A 20,099-nucleotide genomic window follows, 5' to 3' on the forward strand; every position below is an offset into this window, starting at 1 on the left:
GTTATTGACCATAGTGGTCAACATGGGGTAATATGTAATTGACCATACCGGTCAATGAAGGAGGTCCAATATGAAGGAAGCGTTTAGGAAACTGGATCCCGCAAGGCAGGCGGAGATTTTGAATGCCGCGCTGAATGAGTTCGCGAACTACGGCTACAAGGATGCCTCGACCAACAGGATCGTGAAGGATGCCGGGATGTCGAAGGGGATGCTGTACTACTATTTCGAGAATAAGGAAGATGTTTATTACACGTGCACGGAATATACGCTGAAGAAAGTGCAGGAGGAGCTGCTCGACTGGGATCTGCCGCGTCAGGGGTTCATCGAGCGCTCGGCGGCGATTGCGGAGCGGAAGCATGCATATTATGAGAAGCATCCGGAAATTTCGATGTTCTTATCGCACGTCTATCTTGAGGACACCGTGCCGGAAAAGTACCGCGAGCTGCAGCAGAAGCTCGTCACTGAAGGCTACAAGGCGGCCTATGCAGACATCGACTACAGCTACTTCAGGGATGACATCGGCCATGAGACGTTGATGAAGCTCATCATGTGGACGTTCGACGGCTATTCGAAGTACATCGAGGACGATTCGACACGAGCTGCCGGTGATTTCAATAAATACTTCGAGGAGTTCGAAATCTATCTTGATGCGATGAAGAAACTCTATTACAAGGAGGAATATCAATGAGCATACTGACACTGGAGAACGTCTCCAAACATTTCGGGAAGGTCCGGGCGGCGGAGAACGTGTCCATCGACATCCGGGAAGGCGAAGTCTTCGGCTTCATCGGGCCGAACGGTGCAGGCAAGTCGACGACGATACGGATGATCATCGGCGCCTTGAAGGAGACGTCGGGGACGATCTATTTCAAGGGCGGGGACATAAAGAAAAGCAGGCGCTACATCGAAAACATCAGCTATGTACCGGGGGATGTCAACCTGTGGCCGAACCTCACCGGGATGGAAGTGATCAACTTCTTCATGAAGATGCGCGGGTTCAAGGATGTTGAAATGCGCGACCGGCTCATCGAAAAGTTCCGGCTCGATGCCCGCAAAAAGTGCAAGACATATTCGAAGGGGAACCGTCAGAAGGTCGCGCTGATCAGCGCGCTGCTGTCGGATGCGGACCTGTTGATATTCGATGAACCGACGACCGGGCTCGATCCGCTGATGGAGCGCGTGTTCCACCAGGAGATCCTTGCCGCACGCGATGCCGGCAAGAGCGTGCTGCTGTCGAGCCATATACTGTCAGAAGTCGAGAAGCTCGCGGACAGGATCGCCATCATACGCGAAGGAAAGATCATAGAGACCGGGAAGCTCGCAGACCTCAGCCATATTACACGGATCGAATATATACTGTCTTCGGAGGACGACCTCTCCTTCCTTGAAGGGAAGAACTATGCCCATGATTTCAGGTCCGAGGGGAAAAACACCCATCTGATGGTCGACAACGACAAGGTCGCGGACTTCATGTCGGACATAAGTGCGTGCAGGATCACCTACCTCGTCACCGAGCCACCCAAACTTGAAGACATATTCATGCGCTACTATGAGGATAAATCATGAGCCACTTCAAACTTCTGGCAAAGCAGGTCCGCTTCAGGGTGATCATGTGGCTCATCATCCTGTGCGGCATGTCTGTGGGCTTTGCCCCGGTCTTCGACGGCCTGTACTCAACAGAGGAGGAACTGCGCTCGATCGAAGCGACGCTTGACAACCCGGCGATGGTCGCACTCATCGGCCCGCTCCCGGATGCAGCGTATACGACCGCCGTTTCATTCAGCCATCAGATGCTGCTCTTCATGGCGCTTCTCCACGGGATCTTCGGCATACTGATCGCGAATTCCGTCGGCAGGAAGGCAGAGGATGACGGACTCACCGAATACCTCATCAGCGGCGGCGTCAGCAAGCGGACGCTCTACGCCAACCAGGTGATGCTCGGGGTGCTGATCAACCTGATTGCTTTTGTCATCAACTATGCAGGGCTCTCCCTCCTCGGCCTGGAGTCGTTCAATAATGAGGGGAACCTGCTCTACAGTGCGGGGCTTGCGCTGTTCGGCATGCTGTTCTATATGCTCACACTGTTCTTCGGCGCGATCCTTTCATCTGCCGACCTGACGTTCGGGATCTCGCTTTCGATACTTGTCATCATGTTCCTGTACCGTGCGGTCACGGATGTCGCCGATATGGCTTACTCCGTCATCTCGCCGTACAACTGGCTGACGCGGATGTATCCGTATGCCGAGAATGATTTCACATGGCTGCTTCCGTTCCTGCTGGTCGCCGTCTTCGCAGCGGCCGGATGGTTTTTATTCTCCCGGAGGGACCTCGGCGGCGCATACCTGAAAGGGCGCGGCGACAGGCGGACGCGGAACATCGGCTCGTATCCGGGGCTTGCGCTCCGCAACATGCGGACGATGATCATTTCGTGGCTCGCCGGCATGTTCGTGATCGGGCTGACGTACGGTTCGATTTTCGGGGATCTCGAGGAGATGATTTCCGGGAATGAAATGCTCTCGGCGGCCGTCGAAGCGGGCGCCATCGATGATCCGGTGATGTTCTTCGTCAATATGATACTGATCATCACGACGGTGATCACGGCGATTCCGGCCGTGATGATCATCGGCAGGGTGCTGCGCGAGGAGAATTCGGCCCGGCTTGAAGTGGTAGATTCCGGGACGCTTGAAAGCAGGTTTTCGCGTACACGGGTGCTCGTCACGCACTGGATGATCAGTCTCGCCGTCGCGCTCCTCGGCATGGTCTTGACGACGCTCGGCATGCATCTTGCGAGCATGAATGTGGATGATATCGGCGTGACGCTCGGTGATTATATGCTTGCGAGCCTGAACTACTTCACCGCCGTTGCAGCGGCCGTCGGCATCGGCGTCCTCTTACTCGGGCTGTCGAACGGATTGTTCAAGGTGATCTGGCTCTATGTCGGCTATATGTTCTTTGTGGCATACCTCGGGAACCTGGTCGAGCTGCCGGAGATACTCCATATGGCAACACCGTTCCATTACTTGGAGAATGTGCCGGTCAATGAGATGGACTGGGTTTCTGCGGGCGGTGTCTTCATCGCTGCGGTGCTTTTATTTGCCGCAGGGCTGTTTCTTTACAGGAAGCGTGACCTCGGCTGATTTTGAACATGAAAAACCCGGACCGCTGTTGCGGCCCGGGTTCTTTTTTCGTCAGTCATGCTTTTTCAAATGCGGCTGGACGTCCGTCAAGAGTGTGTTCTGGAGCGTCTTGCGGTAGCGCCAGATGTTCTGGATGCTTGTCTTGATCACGGCGTATGTCGGGATCGCGACGAGCATTCCGATGAAGCCCGCGATGTTCCCCGCAGCGAGCACCACGACGATTACGGTGAGCGGGTGCAGTTTGAGTGACTGCCCCATGACGTTCGGTGTGATCAGGTTGCTTTCGATCTGCTGGGCGATCAATGTGATGATTGCAACCCAGACGAACATGATCGGGCTCTGGATCAGGGCGAGTATCCCTGCCGGTGCGAATGCAAGCCACGGTCCAATGAACGGTATGACGTTCAGGAAGAGTGCGAGCATCCCGAGGAGCAGTGCATACTCGAGGCCGATGATCGTATAACCGATGTAGAGTATGACACCGAGTATGAAGCTGACCAGCACCTGCCCCTGTATGAATGAACGGAGCGTGCGGTCGACATCGTACAACCACTCGGTCAGGAACTGCTTCACAGCGCCTGAGAATGGCGACACCATCGCCGGGACGAATTTCTCATGATCTTTCAGCATGAAGAAATAAAAGAACGGCACAAGGACCAGTGTCAGTATCACGCTGACCGTACTCGTCAGGATGGAGATGGCGTTGCTTGCGATGTTGCTGACGATTTCACCACTCTGGTCGAGCAGATCCTGGGTGAACCCTTCAACATCCACCTCGAACGGCAGTTCCTCCCTCTGGGATGATAGGAATGCGAGTATGTTCTGGAACTCACGCTGCAGTGCCGGCATGCGCTGGACCAGGGTCTGGATCTGATCGGAAATGACCGGGACGATGACCATCACGAGTATATTGATCACGATCAGGACGACCAGGAATACCGCCAGGATCGCCGTCAGCCTGTTGGCTTTCCTCTTTTCCAAAAAGCTCTGGATCGGCTGTGTGATGTAGTACAGCAGCCCGCCAAGCAATACAGGGATGAAGATCGTTGCAATAATTGTGAACAGCGGCTCGAACACCACCTGCACCTGAATGACCAGCATTATGATCAACAGTGTGATGATGATTGCCGCGCCTGACTGAAACCATGCTTTATTCGCCATCTGCACTTCTCCTTAAACTAGTAAGTATTTTTATAAAGTGTATCATAAAATTTCGGTATTCAAAAAACATTTCCTCCCCTTTCCGTTTTGTTTAATGAAATAAAGGGGATAAACAATATTGTACCCCTATGTTCATCCGGGGTCGGAATTGTTACAATATTACATAAGGAGGGGTTAGCATGGATATGACAGCAGGAAAGATCCACACCGCGGAAGTCGAATCCGAGGTGTGCGGGGAAACGTTCGAAGTACAATATTATCTGCCGAAGAATTTCAGTGATCTGTACAGGTATAATGTGATCATCACATTCGATTCACAGGATTTCTTCAAGTACGGCCAGATCGAGCGGCTTTACCAGAAGCTGCGCGAAAATGAGGAGATCGACCGGTCGATCATCGTCGGGGTGCCCTATCCGGACGTCGAATGGCGGAACCATTATTTCAGTCCGAACGGGGAACATCATGAAAACATGGTGACCTTCGTCGGCCGTGAGCTGATCAAATGGATCGACAGCAATTTCAAGACTTTGGAGATGGCCAATTCGCGGGTGCTCATGGGGGAATCCCTCGCCGGCACATTCGCCTTCAGCGTGGCACTCCAGTATCCGACCACGTTCCCGAACGCGGTGGCATTCAGCCCGTTTGTGGATGATGACTTCATCGCACGCTTTGAAAACCAGCCGAATCTGATGCAGCTCAATCTCTATCATACCATCGGACTTGAAGAGGATGATTTTGAGACCATCATGGGTGAACAGGCCGATTTCCTCACACCGAACCGGAAGTTGAATGAACTTCTTGAAACGGAGCCGCTTGAATACGAATACCGTGAACTCGAGGGCGGCCATATATGGAAGACCTGGAAACCGGAGCTTGAGCAGGTGCTCAGGCATTACCTGGCCTAACTTCTGTATGAAATTTTTGAACAATCTGATATAATCGAAATAACCGAAGAAATGACATTGGGAGGAATTACCATGATATTTGGTGTAGCTTTATTTCCATCAAAGGAACTACAGGACAAAGTGAACAGTTACAGAAAAAGATATGACCCGCATTATGCGCTCATCCCGCCGCATATTACGCTGAAGGAGAAATTCGAAGCGGATGAAAGCGAAAAGGAAGAGATCGTCAAATATTTGAAGCAGGTCGCAAAAGAACATCAGCCGACTGAAATAGAAATCAAAAAAGTTTCAAGCTTCGCACCAACTTCACCGGTGATTTATTTCAAGGTCGAGCCGAACGAAACTTTGACTTCAATACATGATGCCCTGAACAGCGGCGACTTCTACGGCGAGAATAAACACTCCTTCGTCCCGCATTTCACACTCGCACAGGGTACGACTTCGCAGGAGTTCGAGGACACATTCAGCCACTTGAGCATGGCCGGCATCCATCATAAGGAAACGGTGAACAAAATCAGCCTCGCCTACCAGCTCGAAAACGGCATGTGGCAGGTTTCCGAGACATTCAGGCTCGGTGAAGGATAAATAGCGATCAGTTACGCCCGCAATCATGAAGATTGTGGGTTTTTTGCTTTTTGTGGGGGTGCGGGGGTTTATCGGACCGTCCCGGTGCGTGCGATGAGCTGTTGGGCACCCCCATCGGCCAAACCAGCACTCACTTGGCCGATGGGAAGCGTCTATCGGCCAAACCAGCACTCACTTGGCCGATGGGAGTCGTCTATCGACCAAACCAGCACTCACTTGGCCGATGGGGAGTATCTATCGGCCAAACCAGTATTCACTTGACCGATGGGAGTCGTCTATCGGTCAAACCAGTACTCACGTGACCGATGGGAGTCGTCTATCGCTCACCCAGGCAACCCAATGAGCGATGGAGGCCGCACGCACACCCAACCCCCCTGCAAAATCAAAAAAGCCGGTCCCCCGCTTCTCGCGAGGGTACCGGTTTTATTTTTCATTATTATGCCATGATGTTTGCGCCGGAATCGACGTGGACGATTTCGCCCGTAATGCCGGAAGCGAGGTCGCTCAACAGGAAGGCGACGGCGTTGCCGACTTCAAGCTGGTCGACGTTGCGCTTCAATGGTGCGCGCTGTTCGATCTCTTTTAAGATCGTCTTGAACTCGCCGACTGCGGAAGAGCTCAGTGTACGGATCGGGCCCGCGGACACTGCGTTCACGCGGTAGCCATCTGCACCGAGGTCGAGCGCCAGGTAGCGCACGCTCGCATCGAGTGCCGCTTTCGCAACGCCCATGACGTTGTAGTTCGGCATTGCGCGTTCGCCGCCGAGGTAAGTCATCGTCACAAGGCTCGCGCCCGGATTGAATGCCTTCTTCGCATGCTTCGCAACGATCGCAAGTGAGTATGCACTGATATCGAGCGCCAGCGCAAACCCTTCACGTGAAGTCTCGCTGTAGCCGCCCTGCAGCTCATCCTTGTTCGCATAAGCGATTGCGTGGAGGACACCGTCGACGCCGCCCGTCTTCTCCTTGATCTCGTCGAACGCACGCTCGACTTCCTCATCCTTCGACACATCGCACTCGACGATGACCTGGTGGTCGCCCTGAAGGTCTCCGAGAAGCTTGTCGAGTTCCCTGCGGAAACGCTCGTTCAGAATCGTGAATACGAGGTTCGCACCCATGCTGTCCAGTGCACGTGCTGCGCCCCATGCGATGCTGCGCTTGTTCGCAACACCCATGATGACATAAGTTTTGCCTTCTAAATTCATGGTCAAGTCTCCTTTATTGAAACGAATGTTTTTATCGCTTGTTATTAGTACCTACTGCTAATTTACTAATAATGACACTAAAATGCAACAGTTATCATGATCGCCCGCTTAAAAAAATAAAACCATCACAACCACGATCGCCCGCCCGTCAGGTGAGGAGCGATGCCATGAACATGTTCGCGAGCGCAAAATAGATGAGCAGGCTGATGATGTCGTTTGCCGTCGTGATGAACGGGCCGCTCGCGACCGCCGGGTCGATGCCGACCTTGTCCATGAAGAGCGGCACGATTGTGCCGATCAGCGTCGCCACCGTCATCGAGATGACGAGGCTTAAGCAGACGATGAGGCCAAGTGTCGGTGCCTGGTACATCATCAGTATGACGACGAAGATGACGAGGCCGCAGACGAGACCGGTGATGAAGCCGGATCCGATTTCGCGCCAGGCGATCTTCGCCTTACTCGATTCCTTTATCTCACCGGTTGAAATACCGCGCACGGCGACCGCGAGCGACTGTGTGCCGGTGTTCCCGGCCATCCCCGAAATGAGGGGGATGAACGCGGAAAGCAACACGACCTGGGCGAGGGTGTCTTCAAAAACCGACAGCATGGCTGCCGTGATCATGCCCATGAATGTGAGTCCGATCAGCCACGGCAGCCGCTTCTTCGCGGTCTCCACCGCCGTATCGGAGGTGGATTCGCTCTCGCTCATACCTGCAAGACGGGAGTAGTCCTCGCTTGCCTCTTCGTCGATGACGTCCATGATGTCATCGGCCGTGATGATGCCGACGAGGTGGTCCTGGTAATCCAGCACAGGCAGTGCGAGGAAGTCGTAGTCACGCATGATCTGTGCGACGCCTTCCTGGTCGTCCGACACGAGGACCGAGACGACACGCTCGTTCATGATGTCGCCGATGTACTCATCATCATCCGCGACGATCAGTTCCCTGAGGGACATGATGCCTGCGAGCTTCCGCCGCTCGTCGACGATGAACACATAGTAGATCGTCTCTGAGAACTTCGCGACTTCCTTCAGATGGCGCATGGCCTCCCGGACGGTCATCGTCGAGGCGAGGCTCACGAATTCCGTCGTCATGATACCGCCGGCCGTGTCTTCCTCATAGTTCAAAAGGCTGCGGATCTGTGCCGCATCCTCCCTGTCCATCAATGCAAGGAACGTCGTGACTTTCGACTTCGGCAATTCGTTCAAGATATCTGCGGCGTTGTCGTACTGCATCTTTCCGATCATCACCGCGGCATAGCGGGAATCCATCGTCTCAAACAGTGCGTCGTAGCTATCGTCATCATCGATTTCCATCGTATCGAAGAACATCGAGACTTCTTCCGGTGAGAGCATCTCGTACAGGAGGTCCCTGTCCGCTTCATCGAGGCCCAGGTAAAACTCGCTCTGCTCATACGCGTGCAGATCGAGGAAGTCTTCCCTGAAGCCGTCTATATCATTGTCCCGAAGCTGGGTGAGCAATGCATCATATTCAATTTCTATCTCTGTCATCTCTTCAATCTCCGGCATCCGGCCCACCCCCTAAAGTTAATTTCTGTCTGAAATGAATGAATCATGGACCCGTTTCCAGAACGGGAACGGCCTGAATCTTGCGAACTTCACCTTTTCATCCGCCACCCTGAACTGGATCTGGCGCACACCTTTATGTACCAGGTTGATGTGGTCGACGGTCATTTTGTACACTTCGCTGTTGACCGGGTGGACCTGGGTCGTATGGTGTTTCGGCAGCACGAGCGGCGAGCCGACGGTCCTGAACACGCTGTTGTTGATGGATGCGATCTCGGTCAGCTGCAGCGCCTCGATCGACGGATGTATGATCGCGCCGCCGAGGGCTTTATTGTATGCGGTCGAACCGGACGGGGTCGAGACACAGATGCCGTCCCCTCGGAAGCGTTCGAAGTGCTGGTTGCGTATATCGATGTCGCTGACGAGCGTCGTGCCGTCCTCGGTGCGGAGCGTCGACTCGTTCAGCGCGAGGTAGCGTGATTCCGTCCCGAAATTTTCGTATGTGATGATGATTTCGAGCAGCGGATATTCGATCAGCTGGTATTCGTCATTCTGGATCGATATGACCAGCCGCTCCACTTCATGCGGCAGCCAGTCCGCGTAGAATCCGAGGTGCCCGGTGTGCACGCCGACGAAGGACGCCGTATCGAGCAGGTGCTGGAAGCGGTGGAAGGCCTGCAGCAGGGTGCCGTCCCCGCCGACCGAGATCACCATTTCCGGATCCTTCTCATCATGCTCCATCCCCATATCGGCCATGTAGTGGAGCATCCGGTCTTTCAAGGCGTTCGATTTCGTGTCCCCTTTGGAGACGATGACAAATCTCATGAAATGCCCTCCTTTCATACTCTAAATGTTGCGTTTCTTGGAATAGTATTTTTGTGCATCCTGTATCTCTTCCCTGATCTCGGACATTTCCTGGTCCAGCAGATAGGCCGCTTCCGCAGCGTTCTGCAGGCGCCTTTTGATCTCGGGCGGGTATTCCCCGGAATATTTATAGTTCAGTGTATGCTCGATCGTCGCCCAGAAATTCATGGCGAGCGTCCTGATCTGGAGCTCTGCAAGTATATGGACCGGCCCGTCGATGCTTTCGACGCGGTACCTTATGATCAGGTGGTAGGAGCGGTAGCCGCTCTCCTTCGTGTTTTCCACATAATCCCTTTCCTCGACGACTTCCATGTCCTCGCGCAGACGGATCTGGCTGCAGATCATTTCGATGTCGTCGACGAACTGGCACATGATGCGGATGCCTGCAATGTCGTACATCTCTTCACGCAGCCTGTCGTAAGGGATGTTGCGGGTATTCGCTTTTTCAATGATGCTCTGCACCGGCTTCACCCGGGCGGTCACGAACTCGACCGGCGAGTATTGGCGGTTCAGCTGATAATCTTTGCGGATCCCCTTGAGCTTGATTTTAAGCTCTTCCACAGCTTGTTGATAGGGCGCAAGAAATTTATCCCATCCATCCATCTAAACGCCTCCATTTATATCTGGTCCGGATATTTGAATTTCAATGCTTCCAACAGAGGACATGCCGGCAAAGGCATGCCCGGGTCAAATCCAGTATAACATTTTGCAGTGCGCGCTTCACACTCCGCCCCGGGGGCGGGTGCGCACCCACTGTTGACGCTTTTAATTTTACCATATCGCCATCCTTTTGATAATGTCCTAAATCTGTTTGCTTTACAGCCGTTTTTAAATTTCGGATAATACTATATAAGGAGTGAGAGAATGCCGGAACTTGAGATTGAATTTAAAAATTTGCTGAACGAAAATGAATATAGTACGCTGTATGATACTTTCTTTGAAAATGTGGAGGGCCATTCGCTGGTCAACTATTACATAGATACCCCGGATCTTGAGCTGAGGCGCAATACGCTGCTGCTCAGGGTGCGTCTCACCTCCGGGAAGCAGGTCATGACACTGAAGGCACCGACGATAAAAGGTGTGCTCGAATTCCATGCGGAAGTAAATTATGATCTGGACAGCATGAAACATATCGGCGAGTCGGAAATCCCGGAAGTCATCGCCCATGAGATCGAAAAGCGCGGCATCCGGGTGGAGGACCTGAAAGTCTACGGGCGCCTCGCCACCGAGCGCCGTGAAACGGAGTATAAGGGCGGACTGCTCGTCCTTGATAAATGTTCATATCTCGATACGACCGACTATGAAATCGAATATGAAGTCAGCGATTACGATAAAGGTGAAACCATATTCAACCGGCTGATGGAAAAACACGACATCGACCGCCGGGATGAAGTGACGAAAAGCGAACGTTTCTACCGTGTTTTAAGAAAAGAGAAGGATGATGCAATATGGTGAAAAAGAACCCGCTCTCGAACCCATATAAAGCGATCGGCACCGAAAAGCTCTACGCCATGGTCGACCGCTTCTACTACTACGTCGAACGCGACGACCGCATCAACCACCTGTTCCCCGGCGATTTCAAGGAGACCGCCTTCAAGCAGAAACTGTTCCAGGTGCAGTTCCTCGGCGGGCCGAACCTCTACATCCAGGAATACGGCCATCCGATGATGAAGGCGCGCCATATGCCGTTCGTCATCACGCCGGCGGCCCGGGATGCGTGGCTTGAAAATATGTACCAGGCCATGCTTGATGTGGAGATCCCTGAAGATTTGAGGGAATTTTTATTCAAAAGGTATACGATGACTGCCAACCATATGGTCAATACACCCGACTGAGTTTTCGTATTAGTGAGATTTAAGGAGGAGCTTAGATGGACCGTGTGATACACCAATGGCCGGCGGTTGAGCCGCTCGACCAGAAGGTTGAAATATTTTACTTTTTCGACCCTTTTTCTGACGTCTGCCGTGAGATGGAACCCATCATCAATAAGCTGATTATTGAATACAGGGAATATGTCACCATACAAAAAATACTCGCACCGTCACTCACAGTTTTAACGAAGTGTCAGGCCCAGTCCACCTCTGATCAGGATAATCTTGCACTTGCCTACAAAGCTGCGGAAATACAAGGTCGAAATAAAGCCCGCGCATTCATGCGCTATATACTGAACCGCATCGTCCCGACGAAGAGCGTCTGCACATACGACCATATGCTGAAGAGTGCAGAGCTTGCCGGACTCGATGTGCAGAGCTTCTTTGAGGAAATAAACTCCAGCAACGTCAAGAGCATGCTGAAGCGGGATCTTGCGGTGTACCGCGAAATGGACATAGAGGAACTCCCCGCGATGGTCTTCTTCAGCGGCGACATCCATGAAGAGGGCATCAAAGTCGAAGGGCCCTACCCTTACCATATATTCACCTACATCATCAATGAACTGCTTGAATTCGAAGTGGAGAAGAAACCCCTGCCGGGCATCTATGATTACATCGAATCATTTGAAGTGGTCAGCTTCCATGAGCTGAAGGTCGTCTTCGAATGGCGCACGGGGCTGCTTTTGAACGAGCTGAAGAAGCTGAAGCTCAGGCGCCTGATCGAGGAAATCGAGACCGATGAGGCTACCTACTACCAGATCCGCGGCGGTACCGAAGTGCTGAATGCCAACTGAATTACATTCTTATTAATCATTTTATTTCCCTGCAGGGTGCATTCCGCACTTTGCAGGATTTTTTTATTATGCAGGGGTGGTATAGTGGATGGTGAAGGAGGTGAGCCGGTTGCTGAAAGAATACTTGTCATCGATGAAGATATTTGAAGCGCTGGATGATGAAGAAATTTCCGCCGTCGCGGGAATCGCACATCACAGGAATGTGGAGAGCGGGATTCATCTGTTCCATATGGGGGAGGAGATGATCAACTTCTACTTCGTGGTGAGCGGGAATGTGAAGATATACCGGATCGATGAAGAGGGACGCGAGCAGATCATCAACTTCTTCGGTAAAGGGGAGATGTTCCCGCACCATGCAGTCTTCAGGAAGGACCCCTACCCTGCCAGTGCGATCACCGCCGAAGATTCCGAAGTGATCTTCATAAGCAAGAAAGATTTCGAGGACGTCATAAGACGGGAACCCGAAATCGCGGTGAAGCTGTTCCATTACATAGGTGAACTCATCATCGACCTGCAGCACCGCCTCCAGGAGAAGATGCTGAAACCGACCGATGAACAGGTCCTCCTGCTGATCCGCCGGCTTGCATACGCACACGGACTTGTACTGAGGGACGGGCGGCGTGAAATCACTTTGAAACTGACGAAGCAGGAGATGGCGAACATGATCGGGCTCACCCGTGAAACGGTGAACCGCAACATTTCCATATTCCGGAAGCTCGGCATACTGGAAATCGGCAGCACAGGACTGATGATCGTCGACCTCGAGGCGCTTGAGGAGTATATTTAGATTTTTAGTGCGGGGCGCGCCGGAGCAGGCGCGTTTTTGTGATTTAACGGACCGTCCCGGGGCGCGCGACGAGCGGCTGGGCGCTTAACAGACCGTCCCGGGATGCGCGATGAGCGGTTGGACGTTTAGCGGACCGTCCCGGGGCGCGCGATGAGCGGTTGGGCGCTTAACAGACCGTCCCGGGGCGCGCGATGAGCAGTTGGGCGCTTAACAGACCGTCCCGGGGTGGGCGATGAGCGGTTGGGCGTTTATCAGACCGTCCTGGGGCGCGCGACGAACGGCTGGGCGCTTAACAGACCGTCCCGGGGTGGGCGACGAGCGGTTGGGGACAATTTATCGGCCAAACCAAACTCCACTTGGACGATGGCGGTGGTCTATCGCTCAATCAGCGACCCCAGTGAGCGATGGGGATAATTAGTCAGGAAAATAAAATCCCCGCACACCTCATTCAAAGGTATGCGGGGTTTATTTTATGATGTTTCGGAATCATCGCCGAAGTACTGGCTCTGGTCGGTGAATAGAACGAGCAGTATATACATGATGATGCACAGTGTGAAAAAGGCGAATCCCCAGCCGACGGTCTGCTGGTCGATCATGAGGTAGTTGTTGCACAATGTGCTTTCTGCGAATATATACAGGTAAGCCATGACCGCAAATATCACCATCAGCACCAGGAACAACACGACTTCGAAAGTTTTCGAGATCTTCTTCCAGCTGTCTCGGAGCGGCACGCCGGCAAGGAACGGCAGCGAGATGAATTTCCACAGCTCAACGTACCAGATTTCAAGTGCCTCGTCCATCGCCCGCGGCATCATCCAGTAGACCACGATGACGAGGAAGATCACGACGCCCGGCAGGCCGGTTTTATTGAAACTTTCGAATATATGGCCGAAGCGTTTCTGGAAGAACGGGGCCATCAAGAGCCCTGAGACGAATAAAAGCATCATCTGCATATGCATATGGAAGGCCATCACCGATTCGAGCAGCTCCCGGACCGGGGGCAACGCGAGGAACACGAGGAGCGCAAGGCCGTACCAGAATTGTTTCATCTCAGCCCCACCTCCCCGCCCGCTTCAACCGCACGCACAACCGTCTCCGCGGCATGGTCGACATCGCGGTAATCGAGCACCTCGCCGAGCCTCCCGTCCGGCTCTATCAGATAAAACGATGTGTTGTGCTGATAATCCGTATCACCTTCCGGGATGACCGTGACGCCGTACATCTCAAGGATGCCGGCTAAATCGTCCTCATCCGGCACCCTGAGCATCCGCCACGTCTCGCCATCTGCATCGAAGTATCCGGCATAACGGTCCAGCACTTCGGCCGTATCCCTTTCCGTATCGAATGAGATGCTGAGGAACACCAAATCATCCTGATACTGCCCCGCATCGATCATATCGTAGACATATTTCATGTTCGACGACATCTCGGGGCACGCGGTTGCACATGAAGTGTAGATGAAGGTCATCAGCATGTGTTTACCTTCGAATTCATCAAAGTTATAGGCGCGACCTTTATTGTCGACGACTTCAATATTCGGGAATTCAGGCAGCTGCTCCTTCAGTTCATTCAGCCTCTCCTGTTCGATCGTGAAGGCCGAAAAGCCGCTTGTCGAGAAAAATATGAGGAGGCCGCCCAGGAATAAAATGACTCCGCTGATTATGAGTTCTTTTTTCATCTGTCATGACCTCCTTTAATATTGATCTTTAAAACGTCCGGATTGGCGGCGACCCCGGCGGTGCATTGCCGATCAGGTCCACAAGCGGCACGACATAGCCCATGGAGATGATCAGCACCGCGACGATGACCCAGAGTCCCCAGTTCTCCGTCCACTTCGGTGTTTTATGCGCATCTTCCTCCTCCTCTTCGACGACCATGAACGGCGTATAGCCTTTCGGCGAGAGGAACATCAAGTGATAGACGATGTAGACCATCAGTACGACCCCGGCAAACAGGAGCGTTCCGCCGGCACCGACGAACAGCAGGTACGGATCCCATTCGAGCGCCGTGGCATTGCCGCCGTAAGTCGTATATTCCGTACGGCGCGGGGAGCCGAGCAGCCCGACATAGGACATCGACAGGGTCATGAATAGCATGCCGACCGTCCAGAGCATCGTCTGCCAGATGCCGAGGTTGTGGATCTTTTTGGTGAGCACCCTGCCCGACAAGTGCGGGATGAGCCAGTAGACCAGTCCGAAGAATGTCAGCACGACCGCGACCCCGACGGTCACGTGGAAGTGCCCGACCACCCACAGCGTATTATGGACGACCTGGTTCAGCTGGTTGTTGGTTTGTGCGATGCCGCCGGCACCGCCGAAGATGAATGAAATCATCGCAAGCATGATGGTGAGGAACCTCACGTCATGCCATGGCAGTTTCCAGAACCAGCCGAGCAGCCCCTTGCCGCCGCGCCGGCGGCCCGTCCGTTCAAGCACGGCGAACAGTGCGAAGGCGGTCAGAAGTGACGGCACGGCAATCGCAAGGCTCATGAACAGATGCATGAACTTCAAACCTTCCGAGAAAGCGGGATCCACGATCTGATGGTGGAAACCACCCGGCACGTTCAGTACGACGATCAGGATGACAACGGCCCTTGCAAGCGAGTCACTGAACAGCTTGCCGCCGATGACCCTCGGCACGACCATGTACCATGCCGACACTGCAACGAGGTACCAGACGTTGACGAGCGTATGTCCGAATGCCCAGAATAAAGTCCGCGTCAGCATCACGTTGATCGTATCGATCCAGCCGAACGTCCAGGGTATGATGTAGAACACTTCAGCAGCCACGAACAACGTCGCAAAAGTGATCAGGATGTATACGCCGACTGCGAAGAATGCGAACAGCGGCAGGTGGCGGCCTTTATTCCGCCGCTTCCAGCGGAACGCGCTGATGAACACGCCGAGGCCTGAAAGCCAGATGTTCAGTACGACGAAGACCAGTCCGATGTAGAACCACGGGCTTGCAGCCATCGGTGCGTAAAAAGTGTAAAGCACCGTCGCTTCACCCGCGAGCACCATGATGGTGACGAGCAGCGCACCGAACATGAACAGCCCGTAGGCGACCCAGCCCATCATCCGTATGCCTTTCGAGAGCCCGCCGAGGACATAGTCCGTCGCCGACCATAAGTAGCCGTTCATGAAAAGCGTCGTGAATGCGAGTATCAGGAAAATCCCGTGAAGCGTGAGCACTTCGTAATAGTTGATGCCGCCGACGATTTCAAGTACACCGGCACGGTTCAGTCCCTGGATGAGTCCGAGGAACCCCCCGACGAGGAGGAGCGCGAAGGCTGTCGCAAAGTTCGTCAATGCCAATTTGTTCGATGTGACGATTTTAAGTGGTTTATTCATCTCTTCACTCCTCCACCGTGATTGTTGCAGACATCGTCTGGTGGCCCACACCACAGTACTCGTTGCATACCATGATGTATTCGCCCGCTTCGTGGAATGTCTGCGTGATTTCCTGGATATATCCCGGCACGACCATCGTGTTCAAGTTTGTATGCGGCACGTTGACACCGTGGACGACATCTTTCGTCGCCATCCTGAATGTCACTTCCGCACCTTCCGGCACCGTGATCTCACCGGGTTCGAATTGGAATGCCTGCAGCGTCATGATCACTTCATACTGGTTATCTCCCGTCTCATAGACGCCGGGTTCGGAAAATTCCGGATGCTCCTCCACCGTCTGTGGATCGATGTGTTCCTTGTGCGAAGGCGGCGCCATGCCGAGGGCGAATGCCTGGTATCCCGTGATGCCCATCGCAATGATGATGATGCCGACTGCGATGATCATCCAAATTTCTTCCATCCTGTTCATTTTCATGATCTGTAAACCCCTTTCCCGTCCTTTTTAAAATCGCATGATGAACAAAACAAGCAGCACACCGGTCCACAGGACGATCGATCCGCCCACGAAGAATAGTGTGGAGAACAACGTTCCCTTCAGGGACATTTCGTCCTCAGTGCTTCTTTCAACCGGCTTTTCCTCTTCTCTCAGTCTCTCTTTCATGTATAATCCCTCCCATCGGTTCAAGTCTGTTCATTTAACTTGATTCAAGTATATAGCCGATTTAGGACTGGCACTGTGATCCTGGTCACATTAAAAAGGATTTCATGCGGGTTTTTAAATTTGGAATATTCAGTTAAATGAGGGCATAAAAAAGCAGCACACCTTCTATAGTGTGCTGCTCAAACAAAGGGGATGGGAGAAATTTTTCACTGTTTTAACAAAGGGGTATGTTTTTCAGTGATAAAATTTTCATGTATAAAATATAACATCCCGCAAGGCTTCAAGCAACATTTTGAACAGCTTTTCACAATTTGTTCATAATGTAAACGTATTCACATACTCACTTGTCTACAAAATATATACATGTAGTGATTTCTGCCTGTTTTACGCCTCTTCCAGCAGCCTTTCAAACTCATCCAGCTGGCTTTCAAAGACTTTCATCGCGTTCGTAATCGGTTCGGCCGTCGTCATATCGACACCCGCATTCTTCAGGATCTCGATCGGGTAATTTGATGAACCTTTCTTCAGGAATTCGTTGATGTAACGGTCACGTACTTCCTCCCCGCCTTCGAGCACCTGTTTCGACAGCGTCGCCGCAGCCGCATAGCCCGTCGCATACTGGTAGACGTAATAATTCATATAGAAGTGCGGGATGCGTGCCCACTCGACTTCGATATGCTCATCATAATCCACGGCCGGCCCATAATACTTCCTGTTCAGTTCCCCATAGACCTCACTCAGTTTGGACGCCGTGAGCGGCACGCCGCTTTCCTTCAATGTGTGCATTTCATGTTCGAACTCAGCGAACATCGTCTGACGGAATACGGTGCCCCTGAAACCTTCCAGCTGCTCGTTCAAGAGATACAGCTTCTTCTTCGTGTCATCCAATTTTTCATACATGTAGTCCGCAAGCAGCGCCTCATTGAATGTGCTCGCCACCTCAGCCACGAAGATCGAGTAGCCCGCCTGGTTTGAAGTCTGGTTTTTGCGGCTGTAGTAGCTGTGGACCGAATGCCCGAACTCATGCGCGAGCGTGAACAGATTGTCCACGTTATCCTGCCAGTTCATCAGAATAAAGGGATTGGTGCCGTAAGTGCCGGAGGAATACGCGCCGCTCCGTTTCCCTTTATTTTCGTAGATGTCCACCCAGCGGTTGTTCAGCCCTTCATCGAGTATGGACAGATAGTCCTCACCCATCGGGGACAGTCCGGATTTCAGCCAGTCCTTCGCCTCTTCGTAAGTCACCTCGAAGTCCACATCCCCGACGAGCGGCGTGTAGATGTCATACATTTTCAATTCATCAAGACCCAGAATCTTCTTGCGCAGTTCGGTGTAGCGGTGCAGCAGGTGCAGATTGTCATTGACCGTCTCCACAAGCTGGTCGTACACACTTTCAGGGATGTGATTGTTTGAGAGCGCCTGATGACGGCTCGACTCGTAGCCCCTCACGTTCGCACTGAAGATGTGCGTGTTGACGACGCCTGAGAGCGTCTGGCTCAAGGTATTTTTATATGCTTCATATGCCGTATACAGATTTTCGTAGGCAGATTTTCTGAGGGTGCGGTCCGGTGACTTCAACAGATCCACATACGTGCCCTGCGTGAGCGTGTGGGTGTTGCCTTCGGAGTCGACCGCCGGTTCGAATTCAAGGTCGGCGTTGTTGAACATGCCGAACACCGAGGACGGTGTGGACATGACCTCACCCGCCTGGGCGATCAGCTTCTCCTCCTTATCGCTCAATACATGCGGGCGTTCATTGTTCAGTATTTCAAGGTCGAACTTGAACTCCTTCAGACGATCGTCTTCCATGTATGCCTTCAGAGTCTCTTCGTCGAGCTTCAATATTTCAGGCACAAGGAAGCTCCATGCCGAATTGAATTTCACCGCAAGCGTGCGGGCACGGCTCTCCAGTGCACTGTACGTATCATTCGATGTATCCTGATCATGCTTCAGATGCGCATAGACGAACAATCGGCCGAGGCGTTCACCCAGCTCACGTTCGGTCTCGAGCGCTTCCAGCAGCGATTCCGCTGAATTTATATTGCCTTTGAATTTCTCTTCATCACCGAGATGCGCCTCAAGCTTTTCATACTCGGTCTCGAACGCCTCATCGCTTTCGAAGATCGTCGTGAGATCCCAAGTATTTTCAAGCTTTTGCTCATCTCTTGTAATAAGTTCCGCCATGTAAACCCCTCCAAATGTTTGATAGTCCAATTTTCTCAATTCCTATTGGAAATTTCAAGTTTCGAACCTTTATGTGAATTATATAACATTAAGTAGTCTTTGATCAGATCCTTCGCAAGCTGCTCCTTTGCGGACACGCCGTAAATCTGCCTGGGCTTCAGCATCTCCTTAAACAGTTCCATGTTGAACGTCCCACGGTCGAGATGATAGTAAATGAACAGCTTCCATTCAAGCGGCGGGTTCATGATCAGACGCTCGGCCGGCGTTGTATATTTCAAATAACCGGGCAGTGTGCCGACAGCGAGACCCGTATGATACAGGAACGTCAACGTCAGGTTCTGCACTGTGCGCCTGCTGCGCTCCCGGCTGACGATAGCTTCAAGCTCCTGGTTGGAAAGCCTGCGCGGAACGAGTTTTTCCATCGGGAAACGGCCGGCCAGTGATTTCACATCCAGTTTCTCCTTTTTGAAATAAAACCTGCCTCCGCCGACGTGGTGGCGGATGTGGAGGAGGAAGACCTGCTTCGATTTCGTGTCGATCGTGAATAGTTTCCCCTCCTTCTGCGCCGAAAGCTGAAAATGCGTCGGCCGGATGTAGGGGCCGGCAGTCCGGATTGCGGCATCATCAAGCAGCCAGATCACATCGATGCCGATCGAGGCATATCCTTCGGTGCGGTCGATGATCAGCTGCGGCGAAATCGTGGATAACTGGATTTCAAGTGCGAGTTTTTCGCCGATCAGAAGATCTGCAATCTGTTCTATATCCCGCAGGTAATATTCCATAGCGGCCGGGTAATGCGGTGTGAGTGCAAGATAAAGGTCATGCTTCAGTTCGAGATGCTCCACCGACTCCCTCTTGTAGAGGTATCTCATGCAGTCGAGTATATGATGGTGCGAAAAATGCGCAGTCTTCACCGGCCCCTGCTTCAAAGTGACACGTGAATCACAGACCGGACAGAAATAATGCCGGCCCTTTTCGGCGTTTTCGGCAAGCACCTGGCCGCCGTTTTCATCTACAGCTAATATCAAAATAAAAACCCCCTTTCCTATATATGCCGGAAAAGGGGGTTTT

Annotated in this window: 21 protein-coding genes; 9 read left to right on the forward strand and 12 right to left on the reverse strand. The window is 52.7% G+C overall.

Annotated features, from left to right (window positions below):
* The first annotated feature begins 70 nt into the window (after positions 1 to 70).
* The 3 genes from CRN96_RS12410 to CRN96_RS12420 are packed head-to-tail and all read left to right on the forward strand — an operon-like array spanning position 71 to position 3,137.
* Entirely contained in the window at positions 71 to 688 is a 618-nt protein-coding gene (locus CRN96_RS12410) for a TetR/AcrR family transcriptional regulator (RefSeq protein ID WP_097042684.1), read from the forward strand.
* The gene (locus CRN96_RS12415) at positions 685 to 1,566 is read left to right on the forward strand and encodes an ABC transporter ATP-binding protein (RefSeq protein WP_097042686.1); all 882 of its coding nucleotides are present in this window, start codon (positions 685 to 687) and stop codon (positions 1,564 to 1,566) included. Before CRN96_RS12410 ends, CRN96_RS12415 begins: the two co-directional genes overlap by 4 nt.
* On the forward strand, positions 1,563 to 3,137 hold the full coding sequence (locus CRN96_RS12420) for an ABC transporter permease (protein ID WP_097042689.1): 1,575 nt from the start codon (positions 1,563 to 1,565) through the stop codon (positions 3,135 to 3,137). Before CRN96_RS12415 ends, CRN96_RS12420 begins: the two co-directional genes overlap by 4 nt.
* Before the next feature lie 51 nt (positions 3,138 to 3,188).
* Here the strand turns inward: CRN96_RS12420 and CRN96_RS12425 are convergent, their stop codons facing one another.
* On the reverse strand, positions 3,189 to 4,298 hold the full coding sequence (locus tag CRN96_RS12425; protein ID WP_097042691.1) for an AI-2E family transporter: 1,110 nt from the start codon (positions 4,296 to 4,298) through the stop codon (positions 3,189 to 3,191).
* 179 nt (positions 4,299 to 4,477) lie between these two features.
* Between CRN96_RS12425 and CRN96_RS12430 the strand changes: the two genes are divergently transcribed.
* Together CRN96_RS12430 and CRN96_RS12435 are read left to right on the forward strand one after the other, a co-directional pair.
* A complete protein-coding gene (locus CRN96_RS12430) occupies positions 4,478 to 5,203 on the forward strand; it encodes an alpha/beta hydrolase (protein WP_097042693.1) in 726 nt (241 codons plus the stop codon).
* A 72-nt stretch (positions 5,204 to 5,275) separates the two neighbouring features.
* On the forward strand, positions 5,276 to 5,788 hold the full coding sequence (locus CRN96_RS12435) for a YjcG family protein (protein ID WP_097042696.1): 513 nt from the start codon (positions 5,276 to 5,278) through the stop codon (positions 5,786 to 5,788).
* A gap of 436 nt (positions 5,789 to 6,224) precedes the next feature.
* Here CRN96_RS12435 and fabI read toward each other — a convergent pair whose 3' ends face one another.
* The 4 genes from fabI to yjbM all read right to left on the reverse strand — a co-directional run bounded on the left by fabI (position 6,225) and on the right by yjbM (position 9,984).
* A complete protein-coding gene (fabI, locus tag CRN96_RS12440; RefSeq protein ID WP_281254138.1) occupies positions 6,225 to 6,998 on the reverse strand; it encodes an enoyl-ACP reductase FabI in 774 nt (257 codons plus the stop codon).
* Positions 6,999 to 7,140: 142 nt separating this feature from the next.
* The gene (mgtE, locus tag CRN96_RS12445) at positions 7,141 to 8,520 is read right to left on the reverse strand and encodes a magnesium transporter (RefSeq protein WP_097042700.1); all 1,380 of its coding nucleotides are present in this window, start codon (positions 8,518 to 8,520) and stop codon (positions 7,141 to 7,143) included.
* 18 nt (positions 8,521 to 8,538) lie between these two features.
* Positions 8,539 to 9,342, reverse strand: coding sequence for an NAD kinase (locus tag CRN96_RS12450; protein WP_097042702.1), 804 nt, complete (start codon positions 9,340 to 9,342; stop codon positions 8,539 to 8,541).
* A 21-nt stretch (positions 9,343 to 9,363) separates the two neighbouring features.
* Positions 9,364 to 9,984, reverse strand: a complete 621-nt coding sequence (yjbM, locus tag CRN96_RS12455) for a GTP diphosphokinase (protein WP_097042705.1) — start codon at positions 9,982 to 9,984, stop codon at positions 9,364 to 9,366.
* Positions 9,985 to 10,245: 261 nt separating this feature from the next.
* Between yjbM and CRN96_RS12460 the strand changes: the two genes are divergently transcribed.
* From CRN96_RS12460 to CRN96_RS12475, 4 genes are all read left to right on the forward strand, one after another.
* A complete protein-coding gene (locus CRN96_RS12460; protein WP_097042708.1) occupies positions 10,246 to 10,836 on the forward strand; it encodes a CYTH domain-containing protein in 591 nt (196 codons plus the stop codon).
* Positions 10,830 to 11,216, forward strand: a complete 387-nt coding sequence (locus CRN96_RS12465; protein ID WP_097042709.1) for a globin domain-containing protein — start codon at positions 10,830 to 10,832, stop codon at positions 11,214 to 11,216. Before CRN96_RS12460 ends, CRN96_RS12465 begins: the two co-directional genes overlap by 7 nt.
* Before the next feature lie 35 nt (positions 11,217 to 11,251).
* Complete coding sequence (locus CRN96_RS12470) at positions 11,252 to 12,046, forward strand: DsbA family protein (protein WP_097042711.1); 795 nt, start codon at positions 11,252 to 11,254, stop codon at positions 12,044 to 12,046.
* A 109-nt stretch (positions 12,047 to 12,155) separates the two neighbouring features.
* Entirely contained in the window at positions 12,156 to 12,833 is a 678-nt protein-coding gene (locus CRN96_RS12475; RefSeq protein WP_218839937.1) for a Crp/Fnr family transcriptional regulator, read from the forward strand.
* A gap of 470 nt (positions 12,834 to 13,303) precedes the next feature.
* Here the strand turns inward: CRN96_RS12475 and CRN96_RS12480 are convergent, their stop codons facing one another.
* The 7 genes from CRN96_RS12480 to CRN96_RS12505 all read right to left on the reverse strand — a co-directional run bounded on the left by CRN96_RS12480 (position 13,304) and on the right by CRN96_RS12505 (position 20,056).
* Positions 13,304 to 13,882, reverse strand: coding sequence for a hypothetical protein (locus CRN96_RS12480; protein ID WP_097042714.1), 579 nt, complete (start codon positions 13,880 to 13,882; stop codon positions 13,304 to 13,306).
* Positions 13,879 to 14,511, reverse strand: a complete 633-nt coding sequence (locus CRN96_RS12485; RefSeq protein ID WP_097042716.1) for an SCO family protein — start codon at positions 14,509 to 14,511, stop codon at positions 13,879 to 13,881. The genes CRN96_RS12480 and CRN96_RS12485 overlap by 4 nt, the downstream gene beginning before the upstream one ends.
* A 28-nt stretch (positions 14,512 to 14,539) precedes the next feature.
* Complete coding sequence (locus CRN96_RS12490; RefSeq protein WP_097042719.1) at positions 14,540 to 16,183, reverse strand: cbb3-type cytochrome c oxidase subunit I; 1,644 nt, start codon at positions 16,181 to 16,183, stop codon at positions 14,540 to 14,542.
* Positions 16,184 to 16,187: 4 nt separating this feature from the next.
* Positions 16,188 to 16,658 (reverse strand): cytochrome c oxidase subunit II, encoded by a 471-nt coding sequence (locus tag CRN96_RS12495; protein ID WP_097042721.1) that lies wholly within the window; start codon positions 16,656 to 16,658, stop codon positions 16,188 to 16,190.
* Positions 16,659 to 16,685: 27 nt separating this feature from the next.
* Complete coding sequence (locus CRN96_RS13305; protein WP_179647226.1) at positions 16,686 to 16,844, reverse strand: hypothetical protein; 159 nt, start codon at positions 16,842 to 16,844, stop codon at positions 16,686 to 16,688.
* Positions 16,845 to 17,228: 384 nt separating this feature from the next.
* Positions 17,229 to 19,028 (reverse strand): oligoendopeptidase F, encoded by a 1,800-nt coding sequence (pepF, locus tag CRN96_RS12500; protein ID WP_097042723.1) that lies wholly within the window; start codon positions 19,026 to 19,028, stop codon positions 17,229 to 17,231.
* Between the two features lie 35 nt (positions 19,029 to 19,063).
* Complete coding sequence (locus CRN96_RS12505; RefSeq protein WP_097042724.1) at positions 19,064 to 20,056, reverse strand: competence protein CoiA; 993 nt, start codon at positions 20,054 to 20,056, stop codon at positions 19,064 to 19,066.
* Positions 20,057 to 20,099 lie beyond the last annotated feature (43 nt).

It is taken from the genome of Salinicoccus kekensis (assembly GCF_900220995.1).
Taxonomy (GTDB): Bacteria; Bacillota; Bacilli; order Staphylococcales; family Salinicoccaceae; genus Lacicoccus; species Lacicoccus kekensis.

Excerpts from the sequence above, each read along its gene's own strand:
- CRN96_RS12465 (WP_097042709.1), top strand. The coding sequence starts at position 10,830 with ATGGTGAAAAAGAACCCGCTCTCGAACCCATATAAAGCGATCGGCACC.
- pepF (WP_097042723.1), bottom strand. The coding sequence starts at position 19,028 with ATGGCGGAACTTATTACAAGAGATGAGCAAAAGCTTGAAAATACTTGG.
- mgtE (WP_097042700.1), bottom strand. The coding sequence starts at position 8,520 with ATGCCGGAGATTGAAGAGATGACAGAGATAGAAATTGAATATGATGCA.
- CRN96_RS12485 (WP_097042716.1), bottom strand. The coding sequence starts at position 14,511 with ATGAAAAAAGAACTCATAATCAGCGGAGTCATTTTATTCCTGGGCGGC.
- CRN96_RS12450 (WP_097042702.1), bottom strand. The coding sequence starts at position 9,342 with ATGAGATTTGTCATCGTCTCCAAAGGGGACACGAAATCGAACGCCTTG.
- CRN96_RS13305 (WP_179647226.1), bottom strand. The coding sequence starts at position 16,844 with ATGAAAGAGAGACTGAGAGAAGAGGAAAAGCCGGTTGAAAGAAGCACT.
- CRN96_RS12425 (WP_097042691.1), bottom strand. The coding sequence starts at position 4,298 with ATGGCGAATAAAGCATGGTTTCAGTCAGGCGCGGCAATCATCATCACA.
- CRN96_RS12460 (WP_097042708.1), top strand. The coding sequence starts at position 10,246 with ATGCCGGAACTTGAGATTGAATTTAAAAATTTGCTGAACGAAAATGAA.
- yjbM (WP_097042705.1), bottom strand. The coding sequence starts at position 9,984 with ATGGATGGATGGGATAAATTTCTTGCGCCCTATCAACAAGCTGTGGAA.
- CRN96_RS12490 (WP_097042719.1), bottom strand. The coding sequence starts at position 16,183 with ATGAATAAACCACTTAAAATCGTCACATCGAACAAATTGGCATTGACG.
- CRN96_RS12495 (WP_097042721.1), bottom strand. The coding sequence starts at position 16,658 with ATGAAAATGAACAGGATGGAAGAAATTTGGATGATCATCGCAGTCGGC.
- CRN96_RS12420 (WP_097042689.1), top strand. The coding sequence starts at position 1,563 with ATGAGCCACTTCAAACTTCTGGCAAAGCAGGTCCGCTTCAGGGTGATC.
- CRN96_RS12410 (WP_097042684.1), top strand. The coding sequence starts at position 71 with ATGAAGGAAGCGTTTAGGAAACTGGATCCCGCAAGGCAGGCGGAGATT.
- CRN96_RS12470 (WP_097042711.1), top strand. The coding sequence starts at position 11,252 with ATGGACCGTGTGATACACCAATGGCCGGCGGTTGAGCCGCTCGACCAG.
- CRN96_RS12435 (WP_097042696.1), top strand. The coding sequence starts at position 5,276 with ATGATATTTGGTGTAGCTTTATTTCCATCAAAGGAACTACAGGACAAA.
- CRN96_RS12430 (WP_097042693.1), top strand. The coding sequence starts at position 4,478 with ATGGATATGACAGCAGGAAAGATCCACACCGCGGAAGTCGAATCCGAG.
- CRN96_RS12415 (WP_097042686.1), top strand. The coding sequence starts at position 685 with ATGAGCATACTGACACTGGAGAACGTCTCCAAACATTTCGGGAAGGTC.
- CRN96_RS12480 (WP_097042714.1), bottom strand. The coding sequence starts at position 13,882 with ATGAAACAATTCTGGTACGGCCTTGCGCTCCTCGTGTTCCTCGCGTTG.